General features: G+C 52.6%; 11 protein-coding genes, 1 tRNA gene, 3 rRNA genes and 1 pseudogene. 12 read left to right on the top strand and 4 right to left on the bottom strand.

All coding sequences use genetic code 11. From position 1 onward, the window contains the following. The first annotated feature begins 7 nt into the window (after positions 1-7). The 5 genes and pseudogenes from rbsA (at position 8) to rbsR (ending at position 5435) form a co-directional block, all read left to right on the top strand. A pseudogene (rbsA, locus tag HV318_RS13945) lies at positions 8-1513 on the top strand (ribose ABC transporter ATP-binding protein RbsA). 4 nt (positions 1514-1517) lie between these two features. Further along, on the top strand, positions 1518-2483 hold the full coding sequence (rbsC, locus tag HV318_RS13950) for a ribose ABC transporter permease (protein ID WP_182273218.1): 966 nt from the start codon (positions 1518-1520) through the stop codon (positions 2481-2483). 27 nt (positions 2484-2510) lie between these two features. Next, positions 2511-3401: a ribose ABC transporter substrate-binding protein RbsB gene (gene rbsB / locus HV318_RS13955; RefSeq protein WP_182273219.1), complete on the top strand. Its 891-nt coding sequence runs from the start codon at positions 2511-2513 to the stop codon at positions 3399-3401. 108 nt (positions 3402-3509) lie between these two features. Continuing rightward, entirely contained in the window at positions 3510-4439 is a 930-nt protein-coding gene (gene rbsK, locus HV318_RS13960) for a ribokinase (RefSeq protein ID WP_182274601.1), read from the top strand. 3 nt (positions 4440-4442) lie between these two features. Further along, positions 4443-5435: a ribose operon transcriptional repressor RbsR gene (rbsR, locus tag HV318_RS13965; protein ID WP_182273220.1), complete on the top strand. Its 993-nt coding sequence runs from the start codon at positions 4443-4445 to the stop codon at positions 5433-5435. Here the strand turns inward: rbsR and HV318_RS13970 are convergent. Both HV318_RS13970 and HV318_RS13975 read right to left on the bottom strand, forming a co-directional pair. Continuing rightward, a complete protein-coding gene (locus tag HV318_RS13970) occupies positions 5401-6834 on the bottom strand; it encodes a multidrug transporter subunit MdtD (protein ID WP_182273221.1) in 1434 nt (477 codons plus the stop codon). The genes rbsR and HV318_RS13970 overlap by 35 nt on opposite strands. After that, on the bottom strand, positions 6831-7538 hold the full coding sequence (locus tag HV318_RS13975; protein WP_182273222.1) for a FadR/GntR family transcriptional regulator: 708 nt from the start codon (positions 7536-7538) through the stop codon (positions 6831-6833). The genes HV318_RS13970 and HV318_RS13975 overlap by 4 nt, the downstream gene beginning before the upstream one ends. A 479-nt stretch (positions 7539-8017) precedes the next feature. Here HV318_RS13975 and HV318_RS13980 point away from each other — a divergent pair. From HV318_RS13980 to rrf, 4 genes are all read left to right on the top strand, one after another. After that, positions 8018-9557 (top strand): 16S ribosomal RNA (locus HV318_RS13980). An 85-nt stretch (positions 9558-9642) separates the two neighbouring features. Next, positions 9643-9718, top strand: a tRNA-Glu gene (locus HV318_RS13985). 193 nt (positions 9719-9911) lie between these two features. Further along, positions 9912-12817, top strand: a 23S ribosomal RNA gene (locus tag HV318_RS13990). A gap of 69 nt (positions 12818-12886) precedes the next feature. Then, a 5S ribosomal RNA gene (gene rrf, locus HV318_RS13995) occupies positions 12887-13002 on the top strand. Together the 16S, 23S and 5S rRNA genes with 1 tRNA gene alongside form the textbook arrangement of a ribosomal RNA operon. Before the next feature lie 94 nt (positions 13003-13096). Here rrf and mobB read toward each other — a convergent pair. Both mobB and mobA read right to left on the bottom strand, forming a co-directional pair. Next, complete coding sequence (mobB, locus tag HV318_RS14000; RefSeq protein ID WP_182273223.1) at positions 13097-13600, bottom strand: molybdopterin-guanine dinucleotide biosynthesis protein MobB; 504 nt, start codon at positions 13598-13600, stop codon at positions 13097-13099. After that, on the bottom strand, positions 13597-14181 hold the full coding sequence (mobA, locus tag HV318_RS14005) for a molybdenum cofactor guanylyltransferase MobA (RefSeq protein WP_182273224.1): 585 nt from the start codon (positions 14179-14181) through the stop codon (positions 13597-13599). The genes mobB and mobA overlap by 4 nt, the downstream gene beginning before the upstream one ends. 68 nt (positions 14182-14249) lie before the next feature. Between mobA and HV318_RS14010 the strand changes: the two genes are divergently transcribed. The 3 genes from HV318_RS14010 (at position 14250) to dsbA (ending at position 16232) form a co-directional block, all read left to right on the top strand. Next, complete coding sequence (locus tag HV318_RS14010; protein WP_010436801.1) at positions 14250-14519, top strand: YihD family protein; 270 nt, start codon at positions 14250-14252, stop codon at positions 14517-14519. Between the two features lie 75 nt (positions 14520-14594). Further along, the gene (locus HV318_RS14015; protein WP_182273225.1) at positions 14595-15581 is read left to right on the top strand and encodes a serine/threonine protein kinase; all 987 of its coding nucleotides are present in this window, start codon (positions 14595-14597) and stop codon (positions 15579-15581) included. A gap of 27 nt (positions 15582-15608) precedes the next feature. Further along, positions 15609-16232, top strand: coding sequence for a thiol:disulfide interchange protein DsbA (gene dsbA / locus HV318_RS14020; protein ID WP_182273226.1), 624 nt, complete (start codon positions 15609-15611; stop codon positions 16230-16232). The last annotated feature ends 20 nt before the right edge of the window (positions 16233-16252 follow it).

The raw sequence follows: 16252 nt of genomic DNA on the forward strand, positions 1-16252 counted from the left end.
GGCCATCATGGACGCATTACTGCAACTTAAAGGGATCGATAAATCGTTCCCAGGCGTAAAAGCCCTCTCCGGTGCAGCGCTGAACGTTTACCCAGGACGCGTTATGGCGCTGGTGGGTGAGAACGGCGCGGGCAAATCCACCATGATGAAAGTGCTGACCGGTATCTACCAGCGCGACGCAGGTTCACTGCTGTGGTTGGGTAAAGAGACCACGTTCACTGGCCCGAAATCCTCTCAGGAAGCGGGTATCGGCATTATCCACCAGGAACTGAACCTGATCCCGCAACTCACCATTGCGGAGAACATCTTCCTCGGCCGCGAGTTCGTTAACCGGTTTGGTAAAATCGACTGGAAAACGATGTATGCCGAAGCCGACAAATTGCTGGTGAAGCTGAACCTGCGCTTTAAGAGCGACCGTCTGGTGGGCGAGCTTTCCATTGGCGATCAGCAAATGGTGGAAATCGCCAAGGTGCTGAGCTTCGAGTCGAAGGTCATCATCATGGATGAACCAACCGATGCGCTCACCGATACCGAAACCGAATCCCTTTTCCGCGTCATCCGCGAGCTGAAAGCGCAGGGACGTGGGATTGTCTATATTTCTCACCGTATGAAAGAGATTTTCGAGATCTGCGACGACGTGACCGTCTTCCGCGACGGGCAATTTATTGCCGAGCGAGAAGTGGCAACGTTGACCGAAGATACGCTTATCGAAATGATGGTGGGACGTAAGCTCGAAGATCAGTACCCGCATCTGGACAAGCAGCCTGGCGAGATCCGCCTGAAGGTGGACAACCTCTGCGGTCCGGGAGTGAACGACGTAACCTTTACGCTACGTCAGGGGGAAATTCTGGGCGTGGCGGGCCTGATGGGCGCGGGGCGTACCGAGCTGATGAAAGTGCTGTATGGCGCACTGCCGCGCACCAGCGGTTATGTGACGCTCGATGGCCGTGAAGTGGTTACCCGTTCTCCGCAAGATGGTCTGGCAAACGGCATCGTCTATATTTCCGAAGACCGCAAGCGTGATGGCTTAGTGCTGGGCATGTCAGTGAAAGAGAATATGTCGCTTACTGCACTGCGCTATTTCAGCCACAGTGGCGGCAGCCTGAAGCACAAAGACGAACAGCAGGCGGTCAGTGATTTTATTCGTCTCTTTAACGTCAAAACTCCGTCGATGGAGCAGGCGATTGGCCTGTTGTCCGGCGGTAATTAGCAGAAAGTCGCGATTGCTCGCGGGCTGATGACGCGTCCGAAAGTGCTGATCCTTGATGAGCCAACTCGCGGCGTGGACGTGGGGGCGAAGAAAGAGATCTATCAGCTGATTAACCAGTTCAAGGCCGACGGTCTGAGCATCATTCTGGTCTCTTCCGAGATGCCAGAAGTATTAGGCATGAGCGATCGTATTATCGTCATGCATGAAGGGCATCTCGGCGGTGAATTCACTCGCGAGCAGGCCACCCAGGAAGTTCTGATGGCTGCCGCTGTGGGCAAGCTTAATCGCGTGAATCAGGAGTAAGAAGATGACTACCCAGGCTGTTTCTGGTCGCCGTTATTTCACCAAGGCATGGCTACTGGAACAAAAATCGCTGATTGCCCTGCTGGTGCTGATCGCGATTGTCTCGACTATGAGCCCGAACTTTTTTACCGTGAATAACCTGTTCAACATTCTTCAGCAGACCTCCGTGAACGCCATTATGGCGGTCGGGATGACGCTGGTGATTTTGACGTCGGGTATCGATCTGTCCGTCGGTTCCCTGCTGGCGCTCACCGGTGCAATCGCCGCTTCAATTGTAGGGATTGAAGTCAACGCGCTGGTCGCTGTTGCCGCTGCGTTGGCAACTGGCGCGGCTATTGGTGCCGTTACCGGTGTGATTGTGGCGAAAGGTCGTGTTCAGGCGTTCATTGCCACGCTGGTGATGATGCTGTTGCTGCGCGGTGTGACGATGGTCTATACCAACGGTAGCCCGGTGAATACCGGGTTTACGGATAACGCCGATCTGTTTGGCTGGTTCGGTATCGGTCGCCCGCTGGGTATTCCGACGCCGGTCTGGATCATGGCTATCGTGTTCCTGGCGGCGTGGTACATGCTGCACCACACCCGTCTGGGCCGTTATATCTATGCGCTGGGTGGTAACGAAGCGGCAACGCGTCTGTCTGGTATCAGCGTTAATAAAGTCAAAATTATCGTTTACTCCCTGTGCGGCCTGCTGGCGTCTCTGGCGGGCATCATCGAAGTGGCGCGCCTCTCTTCTGCGCAGCCAACGGCGGGTACGGGGTATGAGCTGGATGCCATTGCGGCAGTGGTTCTGGGCGGTACGAGTCTGGCGGGCGGTAAAGGTCGCATTGTTGGGACTTTGATCGGCGCACTGATCCTCGGTTTCCTGAATAATGGTTTGAATTTGTTAGGTGTTTCCTCCTATTACCAGATGATCGTTAAAGCGGTGGTGATTTTGCTGGCGGTACTGGTAGACAACAAAAAACAGTAACTGACGACACTACAGGACATCTTAGATATGAACATGAAAAAACTGGCTACCCTGGTTTCTGCTGTCGCGCTGAGCGCAACCGTAAGTGCTAACGCAATGGCAAAAGACACCATCGCGCTGGTCATCTCTACCCTGAACAACCCGTTCTTCGTCTCCCTGAAGGATGGTGCACAGAAAGAGGCGGACAAGCTGGGTTACAACCTGGTGGTGCTGGATTCCCAGAACAACCCGGCGAAAGAGCTGGCTAACGTTCAGGACTTAACCGTTCGTGGCACCAAAATCCTGCTGATCAACCCAACCGATTCTGACGCAGTGGGTAACGCCGTTAAGATGGCAAACCAGGCAAAAATCCCGGTGATCACCCTGGACCGTCAGGCCTCTAAAGGCGACGTCGTCAGCCATATCGCGTCTGATAACGTGCTGGGCGGTAAAATTGCGGGTGACTATATCGCGAAGAAAGCAGGTGAAGGCGCGAAGGTTATCGAACTGCAGGGTATTGCAGGGACGTCTGCAGCCCGTGAACGTGGCGAAGGCTTCCAGCAGGCTGTTGCTGCGCACAAATTTAACGTGCTGGCCAGCCAGCCTGCTGACTTCGACCGTACTAAAGGTCTGAACGTTATGCAGAACCTGCTGACCGCACACCCTGACGTGCAGGCAGTATTTGCACAGAACGATGAAATGGCGCTGGGCGCACTGCGTGCTCTGCAGACTGCGGGTAAATCTGATGTGATGGTTGTCGGATTTGACGGTACGCCAGATGGTGAAAAAGCAGTAAATGATGGCAAACTGGCTGCGACCATCGCTCAGCTGCCTGAGCAGATTGGCGCAACTGGCGTCCAGACTGCGGATAAAGTGCTGAAGGGCGAAAAAGTTCAGGCCAAATATCCAGTTGACCTGAAACTGGTCATCAAGCAGTAAAAAGGCGATTCAGGCAGTCGCTGGCTGCCTGAGGGACACCCTATAAAGAAAAGTGTGGCATACGCCACCGGGTAACACCGGTGGCGCTCTCAGATGGACTCCTCTACCATGAAAACCGCAGGCAACCTCGTCGTCCTTGGCAGCATCAATGCCGATCACATTCTTAACCTTGAATCTTTCCCGACACCGGGCGAAACCGTCACCGGCAATCAATATCAGGTGGCCTTCGGCGGTAAAGGCGCAAACCAGGCGGTTGCCGCCGGACGCAGCGGGGCGCATATCGCGTTTATTGCCTGCACGGGTGATGACGATACCGGTGAGCGCGTACGTAAACAGCTGGCCAGCGATAATATTGATATTGCGCCGGTGAGCGTGGTGGCGGGGGAATCTACCGGCGTGGCGCTGATTTTCGTCAACGCAGAAGGTGAGAATGTCATCGGTATTCATGCTGGCGCTAACGCCGCGTTGACGACTGAACGTGTTGAAGTGCAGCGTGAGATTATTGCGAATGCGGAAGCATTGCTGATGCAGCTGGAATCGCCAGTCGAAAGCGTTCTGGCTGCCGCAAAAATTGCGCATGAAAATCATACCACTGTCGTACTTAATCCGGCTCCTGCCCGTGTATTATCAGATGAGCTGCTGGCGCTGGTGGACATCATTACCCCGAATGAAACCGAAGCGGAAAAACTGACGGGGATTCGTGTTGAAAATGATGACGATGCTGCGCGTGCGGCGAATGCACTGCATGAAAAAGGCATCGGAACCGTTATCATCACGCTCGGTAGCCGTGGTGTGTGGGCAAGCGTGAATGGCGAAGGCCGTCGCGTGCCGGGCTTTAAGGTGAAAGCGATTGATACTATCGCGGCGGGTGATACCTTTAACGGTGCGCTGGTGACAGCGCTGCTGGAAGGTGCGCGAATGGATGATGCCATTCGCTTCGCACATGCTGCCGCGGCCATCGCGGTTACGCGTAAAGGTGCTCAGCCTTCCGTTCCGTGGCGTAAAGAGATCGATGAATTCTTAAGTCAGCAGGGGTAACGCTTGGCCACAATGAAAGATGTCGCCCGCATGGCGGGCGTTTCTACTTCGACGGTTTCTCACGTCATTAATAACGATCGTTTTGTCAGTGAGGCGATTCGGGAAAAAGTCGAAGCGGCAGTCAAAGATCTCAACTATGCACCGTCGGCGCTGGCGCGCAGCCTCAAGCTCAACCAGACGCGCACTATTGGCATGCTTATCACGGCCAGTACCAACCCTTTTTATTCTGAACTTGTGCGCGGTGTGGAACGCAGTTGTTTCGAGCGTGGCTACAGCCTGGTGCTGTGCAATACCGAAGGGGATGAACAGCGCATGAACCGTAATCTGGAGACGCTGATGCAAAAACGCGTCGACGGGTTACTGTTGCTGTGTACCGAGACTCATCAGCCGTCGAAAGAAATTATGCAACGCTACCCGTCGGTACCGACGGTGATGATGGACTGGGCACCGTTCGATGGTACCAGCGATCTGATTCAGGACAATTCTCTGCTGGGGGGTGATATGGCGACCCAGTATCTGATCGATAAAGGCTATACCCGCATAGCCTGCATTACCGGCCCGCTGGATAAAACGCCGGCGCGTTTGCGTCAGGAAGGATACCTCTGCGCCATGGAGCGTGCGGGGCTTGCCATTCCTGATGGCTACCAGATTACCGGTGATTTCGAATTTAACGGCGGCTTCGAGGCGATGCAGAAACTGCTGGCGCAAGAGCACCGTCCGCAGGCCGTTTTTATTGGCAACGATGCGATGGCATTTGGTGCGTACCAGGCGCTGTATCAGGCAGGGATAAAGATCCCGCAGGATATGGCGGTGATTGGCTACGATGATATCGAACTGGCCAGCTATATGACGCCGCCGCTGACCACTATTCATCAGCCGAAAGATGAGCTGGGTGAGCTGGCCATTGATGTGCTGATCCACCGGATGGCGCAGCCCACGCTGCAACAGCAACGTCTGCAACTTACTCCTGTTCTGATGGAACGGGGGTCGGTTTAACCTTCTCTTTGTGGCGCTCTTTAATCAGGTTTCGGCCATCCTTCGGTTTTAACAGGATAAAGACCCAGGCTGAAACGACGGTGAGTGCGCCCATAGTGATAAAGGTATAGTGGAACTGCTCGACGGTATTCGAGCTATCAAAACCTTCATAAAACCGCAGTACCGCCGCACTCACGGCAACCCCCAGACTGATCGACAACTGTTGAGTCACTGCCAGTACGCTGTTGCCGCTACTGGCATTCTCGTCAGTAAGATCGGCAAGCGTGATGGTGTTCATCGATGTGAACTGCGTTGACATAGCCATTCCCAGAACAAAGAGCGGCAGGATTAACATCCAGACTGGCAGGGCTGCGGACTGCAACGAGAACTGGGTAATCATCAGCCCGATAAAGACGGTCACGCCAACCAGCGTTTTACGATACCCACACCAGCGCAGCACCTGCGTGACGGTCGATTTTGCCAGAATCGACCCCATTGCCGCGGGAGCCATCATGCAGCCGGCAATCAATGCCGGGTAGCCGAAGCCGACCTGCAGCATCAATGGCATCAGAAACGGTACGCAACCTGTTCCCAGGCGTGATGCAATATTGCCTGCGATCCCGACGGAGAAGGTTCGGGTATTAAAGAGAGACAGGGGGATCAGCGGGGTCGGGTGACGGCGCGCATGACGTATATAAAGAAGGAACAACAGAATACCGCTGAAGATGACGGACAGTGCAATCTCTGTCGCCACAATTTTTTCGCCGAATAGCTCCATCCCGCTGGAGAAAAGCACCAGACTCAGGCCAAACAGAAGAAACCCGCCCATGTCGAAATTACGTCCTGGCGTGGTGAAGTCCGGCATATACCTGCGGGCATACAGCAACCCCACCATACCAATCGGTATATTAATCAGGAAGATCCAGTGCCAGCTTACCCAGGTCACAAATACCCCTCCGAGTACCGGGCCAAGTATTGGGCCGACTAACCCAGGCATGGTGACAAAGTTAAGGATGGGGAGCAGTTCGCTGCGCGGATAAGCACGCAGTAACGCCAGACGCGCTACGGGCATCATCATCGCCCCGCCGACCCCCTGGAGTACGCGGAAGATAACCAGCTCCGTTAAGGAGGTGGATAGCGCGCAGGCCAGTGAACCGAGTGTGAAGAGCGTCACCGCCAGCATAAACACTTTACGGGTGCCGAAGCGATCGGCCAGCCAGCCGCTCACCGGGATCAGCATCGCGACCGTCAGGGTGTAACTGATGATGGCAGACTGCATTGCCAGCGGGGAGCGGTTGAGGCTTTGTGCTATTGCAGGGAGGGCGGTGTTAAGGATGGTGGCATCCAGTGCCTGCATAAAGAACGCCATAGCTGCAATCCACGGTAGTCCAGCCATGCTGCGCGCTTTTTTCTCTGTCATTTATTTACCTGCTGGTGGGTTGGCGCGGCCAGCAATGCCTGGCACGCACTCAGGGCACGCTGCCCGTCACTCTCCTGAATGGCATCAACAATCGCCTGATGCAGATCCAGTTTCACCACTTCATCTTGTGTAATAGAAGTAAAGTAGGTGTGGTACACCGAATGGAATAAAGAGGCAAAAGACGTCAGGAAAGGATTCGCGCTCATCGTATAGATATGTTCATGCCAGGCCATATCTACCTCAATCCAGCGCTCACGGTTGAAGTGCTTTTTCAGGAACATCATCTCTTCCATCAAGGTATTGAGCTGTGCTTTTTGTTCTGCGGTACCGAGCGTGGCGGCAAGTAGGCATGCCTGGGGTTCGAGGCTGCTGCGCATTACCAGGAAATGATCGACAACCTGATGGAAGTTGTCTTCGGTCATCCACCAGGAGAGTAACTCCTGATCGAGGAAGTTCCAGTTGGCCTGAGGCATAACGCGGGTGCCAATGCGAGGACGCGGGAGCACCATTCCTTTTGCTGTTAATGTTTTCACTGCTTCGCGAACGGCGGTACGGCTTACCCCAAACAGCTCACCCAGCTCTATTTCTCCTGGCAGGATGCTACCCGGGGCATATTTACCCGCTAAGATCCGTTGAGCCAGCTTTTCTGCCAGCACATAGGATAGGTTTTTTTGTGCTGCCAGCTGTTGTGCGCTTAAGGGCATCGCTCTTATTCCTTAATGATTCATGCTGATAAGTATGCCACTTCAAGTGTGATTTTGGTTGCAGATACATCAATTAGAACAATTTGTAGCTTGATTTCATTGCTGTTGGTGAAAAAAAACACGGATAGAAACTTTTTTTAAATTTCCTCTTGCCACTTCAGAATAACTCCCTATAATGCGCCTCCACTGACACGGAACAACGGCTTACAGGCCGCCGGGTTAGCGGGGTTCAGAGATGAACACCAGCAGAGAAAAGCAAAATAAAATGCTTGACTCTGTGGCGGGAAAGCGTAGTATGCACACCCCGCGCCGCAGCGAAAACGAAGCGGCACTGCTCTTTAACAATTTATCAGACAATCTGTGTGGGCACTCAAAGTGACATGGATTCTTAACGTCCTCGGACGATAAATGAATACCAAGTCTCAACGAGTGAACACGTAATTCATTACGAAGTTTAATTCATTGAGCATCAAACTTTTAAATTGAAGAGTTTGATCATGGCTCAGATTGAACGCTGGCGGCAGGCCTAACACATGCAAGTCGGGCGGTAACACGGGGAGCTTGCTCCCGGGTGACGAGCGGCGGACGGGTGAGTAATGTCTGGGAAACTGCCTGATGGAGGGGGATAACTACTGGAAACGGTAGCTAATACCGCATAACGTCGCAAGACCAAAGAGGGGGACCTTCGGGCCTCTTGCCATCAGATGTGCCCAGATGGGATTAGCTAGTAGGTGGGGTAACGGCTCACCTAGGCGACGATCCCTAGCTGGTCTGAGAGGATGACCAGCCACACTGGAACTGAGACACGGTCCAGACTCCTACGGGAGGCAGCAGTGGGGAATATTGCACAATGGGCGCAAGCCTGATGCAGCCATGCCGCGTGTATGAAGAAGGCCTTCGGGTTGTAAAGTACTTTCAGCGGGGAGGAAGGTGTTGTGGTTAATAACCACAGCAATTGACGTTACCCGCAGAAGAAGCACCGGCTAACTCCGTGCCAGCAGCCGCGGTAATACGGAGGGTGCAAGCGTTAATCGGAATTACTGGGCGTAAAGCGCACGCAGGCGGTCTGTCAAGTCGGATGTGAAATCCCCGGGCTCAACCTGGGAACTGCATTCGAAACTGGCAGGCTAGAGTCTTGTAGAGGGGGGTAGAATTCCAGGTGTAGCGGTGAAATGCGTAGAGATCTGGAGGAATACCGGTGGCGAAGGCGGCCCCCTGGACAAAGACTGACGCTCAGGTGCGAAAGCGTGGGGAGCAAACAGGATTAGATACCCTGGTAGTCCACGCCGTAAACGATGTCGACTTGGAGGTTGTGCCCTTGAGGCGTGGCTTCCGGAGCTAACGCGTTAAGTCGACCGCCTGGGGAGTACGGCCGCAAGGTTAAAACTCAAATGAATTGACGGGGGCCCGCACAAGCGGTGGAGCATGTGGTTTAATTCGATGCAACGCGAAGAACCTTACCTACTCTTGACATCCAGAGAACTTAGCAGAGATGCTTTGGTGCCTTCGGGAACTCTGAGACAGGTGCTGCATGGCTGTCGTCAGCTCGTGTTGTGAAATGTTGGGTTAAGTCCCGCAACGAGCGCAACCCTTATCCTTTGTTGCCAGCGGTCCGGCCGGGAACTCAAAGGAGACTGCCAGTGATAAACTGGAGGAAGGTGGGGATGACGTCAAGTCATCATGGCCCTTACGAGTAGGGCTACACACGTGCTACAATGGCGCATACAAAGAGAAGCGACCTCGCGAGAGCAAGCGGACCTCATAAAGTGCGTCGTAGTCCGGATTGGAGTCTGCAACTCGACTCCATGAAGTCGGAATCGCTAGTAATCGTAGATCAGAATGCTACGGTGAATACGTTCCCGGGCCTTGTACACACCGCCCGTCACACCATGGGAGTGGGTTGCAAAAGAAGTAGGTAGCTTAACCTTCGGGAGGGCGCTTACCACTTTGTGATTCATGACTGGGGTGAAGTCGTAACAAGGTAACCGTAGGGGAACCTGCGGTTGGATCACCTCCTTACCTTAAAGAACCTGCCTTTGCAGTGCTCACACAGATTGTCTGATGAAAAGTAAATAGCAAGGCGTCTTGCGATTGAGACTTCAGTGTCCCCTTCGTCTAGAGGCCCAGGACACCGCCCTTTCACGGCGGTAACAGGGGTTCGAATCCCCTAGGGGACGCCACTTGCTGGTTTGTGAGTGAAAGTCGCCGACCACCGTATCTCAAAACAGACTCACGAGTCTTGTTTGAGATATTTGCTCTTTAAAAATCTGGATCAAGCTGAAAATTGAAACGACACATCTTAAATGGTGTGTTCGAGTCTCTCAAATTTTCGCAAGTCGGTGATGAATCGAAAGAAACATCTTCGGGTTGTGAGGTTAAGCGACTAAGCGTACACGGTGGATGCCCTGGCAGTCAGAGGCGATGAAGGACGTGCTAATCTGCGAAAAGCGCCGGCGAGGTGATATGAACCTTTGACCCGGCGATGTCCGAATGGGGAAACCCAGTGTGATTCGTCACACTATCGTTAACTGAATACATAGGTTAACGAGGCGAACCGGGGGAACTGAAACATCTAAGTACCCCGAGGAAAAGAAATCAACCGAGATTCCCCCAGTAGCGGCGAGCGAACGGGGAGCAGCCCAGAGTCTGAATCAGCTTGTGTGTTAGTGGAACGGTCTGGAAAGTCCGGCGATACAGGGTGACAGCCCCGTACACGAAAATGCACAGGTTGTGAACTCGAAGAGTAGGGCGGGACACGTGGTATCCTGTCTGAATATGGGGGGACCATCCTCCAAGGCTAAATACTCCTGACTGACCGATAGTGAACCAGTACCGTGAGGGAAAGGCGAAAAGAACCCCGGCGAGGGGAGTGAAAAAGAACCTGAAACCGTGTACGTACAAGCAGTGGGAGCACCTTCGTGGTGTGACTGCGTACCTTTTGTATAATGGGTCAGCGACTTATATTCTGTAGCAAGGTTAACCGTATAGGGGAGCCGAAGGGAAACCGAGTCTTAACTGGGCGTTAAGTTGCAGGGTATAGACCCGAAACCCGGTGATCTAGCCATGGGCAGGTTGAAGGTTGGGTAACACTAACTGGAGGACCGAACCGACTAATGTTGAAAAATTAGCGGATGACTTGTGGCTGGGGGTGAAAGGCCAATCAAACCGGGAGATAGCTGGTTCTCCCCGAAAGCTATTTAGGTAGCGCCTCGTGAACTCATCTTCGGGGGTAGAGCACTGTTTCGGCTAGGGGGCCATCCCGGCTTACCAACCCGATGCAAACTACGAATACCGAAGAATGTTATCACGGGAGACACACGGCGGGTGCTAACGTCCGTCGTGAAGAGGGAAACAACCCAGACCGCCAGCTAAGGTCCCAAAGTCATGGTTAAGTGGGAAACGATGTGGGAAGGCACAGACAGCCAGGATGTTGGCTTAGAAGCAGCCATCATTTAAAGAAAGCGTAATAGCTCACTGGTCGAGTCGGCCTGCGCGGAAGATGTAACGGGGCTAAACCATGCACCGAAGCTGCGGCAGCGACGCTTATGCGTTGTTGGGTAGGGGAGCGTTCTGTAAGCCGTTGAAGGTGTGCTGTGAGGCATGCTGGAGGTATCAGAAGTGCGAATGCTGACATAAGTAACGATAAAGCGGGTGAAAAGCCCGCTCGCCGGAAGACCAAGGGTTCCTGTCCAACGTTAATCGGGGCAGGGTGAGTCGACCCCTAAGGCGAGGCCGAAAGGCGTAGTCGATGGGAAACAGGTTAATATTCCTGTACTTGGTGTTACTGCGAAGGGGGGACGGAGAAGGCTATGTTAGCCGGGCGACGGTTGTCCCGGTTTAAGCATGTAGGCGGAACGATTAGGTAAATCCGGTCGTTTTTTAACGCTGAGGTGTGATGACGAGGCACTACGGTGCTGAAGTAACAAATGCCCTGCTTCCAGGAAAAGCCTCTAAGCATCAGGTAACATCAAATCGTACCCCAAACCGACACAGGTGGTCAGGTAGAGAATACCAAGGCGCTTGAGAGAACTCGGGTGAAGGAACTAGGCAAAATGGTGCCGTAACTTCGGGAGAAGGCACGCTGATATGTAGGTGAAGCCCCTGCGGGTGGAGCTGAAATCAGTCGAAGATACCAGCTGGCTGCAACTGTTTATTAAAAACACAGCACTGTGCAAACACGAAAGTGGACGTATACGGTGTGACGCCTGCCCGGTGCCGGAAGGTTAATTGATGGGGTTAGCGGCAACGCGAAGCTCTTGATCGAAGCCCCGGTAAACGGCGGCCGTAACTATAACGGTCCTAAGGTAGCGAAATTCCTTGTCGGGTAAGTTCCGACCTGCACGAATGGCGTAATGATGGCCAGGCTGTCTCCACCCGAGACTCAGTGAAATTGAACTCGCTGTGAAGATGCAGTGTACCCGCGGCAAGACGGAAAGACCCCGTGAACCTTTACTATAGCTTGACACTGAACACTGGTCCTTGATGTGTAGGATAGGTGGGAGGCTTTGAAGCGTGGACGCCAGTCTGCGTGGAGCCGACCTTGAAATACCACCCTTTAATGGCTGGTGTTCTAACGTAGACCCGTAATCCGGGTTGCGGACAGTGTCTGGTGGGTAGTTTGACTGGGGCGGTCTCCTCCCAAAGAGTAACGGAGGAGCACGAAGGTTAGCTAATCCTGGTCGGACATCAGGAGGTTAGTGCAATGGCATAAGCTAGCTTGACTGCGAGAGTGACGGCTCGAGCAGGTGCGAAAGCAGGTCATAGTGATCCGGTGGTTCTGAATGGAAGGGCCATCGCTCAACGGATAAAAGGTACTCCGGGGATAACAGGCTGATACCGCCCAAGAGTTCATATCGACGGCGGTGTTTGGCACCTCGATGTCGGCTCATCACATCCTGGGGCTGAAGTAGGTCCCAAGGGTATGGCTGTTCGCCATTTAAAGTGGTACGCGAGCTGGGTTTAGAACGTCGTGAGACAGTTCGGTCCCTATCTGCCGTGGGCGCTGGAGAATTGAGGGGGGCTGCTCCTAGTACGAGAGGACCGGAGTGGACGCATCACTGGTGTTCGGGTTGTCATGCCAATGGCATTGCCCGGTAGCTAAATGCGGAAGAGATAAGTGCTGAAAGCATCTAAGCACGAAACTTGCCCCGAGATGAGTTCTCCCTGAGACTTTAAGTCTCCTGAAGGAACGTTGAAGACGACGACGTTGATAGGTCGGGTGTGTAAGCGTAGCGATACGTTGAGCTAACCGATACTAATGAACCGTGAGGCTTAACCTTACAACGCCGAAGCTGTTTCGGCGAAGAGACAGAATATTTTCAGCTTTGATACAGATTTAACAGAATTTGCCTGGCGGCTTTAGCGCGGTGGTCCCACCTGACCCCATGCCGAACTCAGAAGTGAAACGCCGTAGCGCCGATGGTAGTGTGGGGTCTCCCCATGTGAGAGTAGGGAACTGCCAGGCATCAAATAAGTGAAGAGGCCATCCGGAAGGATGGCCTTTTTGCGTTTATGCACAGTAAAAACCTGCAGGCCAGGCAAAGCCGCCGCCCGGTAAGTCAGACCGCACGCCACCTCAAAATAAATTCCGTAATCCCATCCACATCATTCAAATTCAGCACCGGTACCTCCAGGGGTAAGGCAACGTCACTGGCTACTGCAACCACATGCTCATCCAGCGTCAACTCGCTAACGTCATGCCCAGCATCACTTCTGAATAACAGGATTTTAGGCACTGCCTCATGCTTAAATCCCTCTACCAACACCAGATCCAGAGTGGAATGATCCATCCGACTGACCAGGTAAGCGAGATCCAGCGGTGCTTCATCCGGTGTTTCAGTCATCAACGCCCAGCGCTGATGACTCGCCACCATCGTTTGTGCTGCTCCTGCCTTACGCAACTCATAGCTGTCTTTGCCGGGTTTATCGACATCCATATTGTGGTGTGTGTGCTTAATCAATCCGGGACGAATACCTTTAGCACAAAGTGCAGGTATCAGTTTCTTCAGCAGCGTGGTTTTACCTGTTCCGCTCCAGGCAGAAATCGCTAATACGGGGATCATTTATTCTCCTGCATGGTCTGCAAATCTTCGGTCGTATTCACATTCACAAACGCAGATTTCAGATCGCTAAAATCAATCGGATGGCCGCCTGACTGACGCATAAACACCATCACCCTTCGCTCTCCTGTCGCCAGATAATTTTGCAGGTCAGGTACTAACGATCTGTTAATCAATGCGATAGCAGGATGATCGCGCTCGCCGTCATGCACCCAGACAACAGGGAAATCACCACGCTGCTGCACCAGACGTTCAACCAGACAGGCCGGGATAAACGGCGTATCACACGAACAAAAGAGAAACCACTCACCCTTTGACTGTTGCATAACCGAGAGCATCCCAGCCAGCGGCCCAGGGTAATCCGCCAGGTTATCCTGATACACAGGGAACCCGCTGCGTTGGTAAATATCGATATGGCGATTAGCACTGATAGCGATTGCCGACACCTGATTTGCAAGCGTATCAGCGACATGTCGCCATAATGGCTTACCGTTGAGGAGCTGAAGACCTTTATCTTTTCCGCCCATGCGCGTTGCTCTGCCACCGGCCAACACGACTCCGATAATTTCCTGGCACTGATTCACTAATATCGCCTCTTTTATTGTGGGATTGACCCTGCTAACGTGTCTCTCTAAATGAAAGGAGCACCACCATGAAATGTAAACGTCTTAATGAAGTCATTGAACTCCTCCAGCCGGCCTGGCAAAAAGAGCCTGAGCTGAATCTGATGCAATTTTTACAGAAACTGGCGAAAGAGTCAGGTTTTGACGGTGAACTGACGGACCTTTCTGACGACATCCTGATCTACCACCTCAAAATGCGCGATTCCGCCAAAGATGCTGTCATTCCTGGTATTCAGAAAGATTATGAGGAAGATTTTAAAACCGCATTACTGCGTGCGCGTGGCGTAATTAAAGAGTAAAAGCTTGTAAGCGGCGACACCGAAATCGCCACAAGATGATATCCTGAATCATTCGTATAATTTCCGGATGATCGGATGAACGACCAGGCTTTTACTTTCCAGACATTACACCCGGATACCATTATGGATGCGCTGTTCGAGCAGGGCATCCGGGTGGATTCCGGGCTAACCCCTTTAAATAGCTACGAAAACCGCGTCTACCAATTTCAGGATGAGGATCGTCAGCGCTTCGTCGTAAAGTTCTATCGTCCTAAGCGCTGGTCTGCAGAACAAATTCAGGAAGAGCATCAGTTTGCCCACGATTTGCTGGATGACGATGTTCCCGTTGCTGCACCCCTGAAATTTAATAACCAAACGTTGCTGACGCACGAAGGGTTTTACTACGCCGTATTCCCCAGTCTGGGCGGCCGTCAGTTTGAAGCTGATAATATTGATCAAATGGAATGGGTTGCCCGTTACCTGGGACGCATTCATCAAACGGGACGTAAAAAACCGTTTATTGCCCGCCCGACTATCGGTATTCAGGAATATCTCATCGAACCCCGCCAGGTATTTGAAACCTCGGCACTCATCCCTGGCGCATTAAAGGATAATTTCCTCAACGCGACGGATAAACTTATTGATGCGGTTAAAGCCTGCTGGCGTGATGATATTCCAACGCTGCGTCTTCATGGTGATTGTCATGCAGGCAATATTCTCTGGCGTGATGGCCCACTGTTTGTCGATCTCGATGATGCGCGTATGGGACCCGCTGTTCAGGATCTGTGGATGTTGCTCAATGGCGACAAAACTGAGCAACGCATGCAGCTTGAAACTATTATTGAAGCGTATGAAGAATTTAGCCCTTTTAATTCAGACGAAATTGCCCTGATAGAACCTTTACGCGCGATGCGTTTTGTTTATTATCTTGCCTGGTTAATCAGGCGTTGGGATGACCCCGCATTCCCCCGAAATTTCCCGTGGCTTACCGGGGAGGATTACTGGCGCAACCAGATATCCACATTTACTGAGCAGGTTAAGGTTCTTCAGGAACCCCCTCTGCAATTAACGCCGATGTATTAATTGGACACACCCAGGAGAGAGTTAATCATGAAAAAAATTTGGCTGGCGCTGGCAGGTATGATTCTGGCATTTAGCGCTTCTGCTGCACAGTTTACCGACGGTAAGCAGTACATCACGCTGGATAAGCCAGTGGCCGGCGAACCACAAGTTCTGGAGTTCTTCTCATTCTACTGCCCGCACTGCTATCAATTTGAAGAGGTGCTGCATGTTTCTGACAATGTGAAGAAAAAGCTGCCGGAAGGTACCAAAATGACCAAGTACCACGTTGAATTCCTGGGCCCATTGGGTAAAGACCTGACTCAGGCGTGGGCGGTTGCGATGGCGCTGGGCGTGGAAGATAAAATCACCGCTCCAATGTTTGAAGCCGTACATAAAACCCAGACCGTTCAGACCACTGCGGATATTCGTAAAGTGTTCGTGGATGCCGGTGTGAAAGGTGAAGACTACGACGCGGCATGGAACAGTTTTGTGGTGAAATCTCTGGTTGCCCAGCAGGAAAAAGCGGCTGCTGACCTGCAGTTGCAGGGTGTTCCGGCGATGTTTGTTAATGGCAAATATCAGCTGAACATGCAGGGTATGGATACCAGCAGCATGGATATCTTCGTACAGCAGTATGCAGACACCGTGAAATACCTGGTTGGGAAGAAGTAAGATTGTTGATGTAAAAACGC

The sequence above is a fragment of the Enterobacter sp. RHBSTW-00901 genome (assembly GCF_014103115.1).
Lineage (GTDB): Bacteria > Pseudomonadota > Gammaproteobacteria > Enterobacterales > Enterobacteriaceae > Enterobacter > Enterobacter cloacae_P.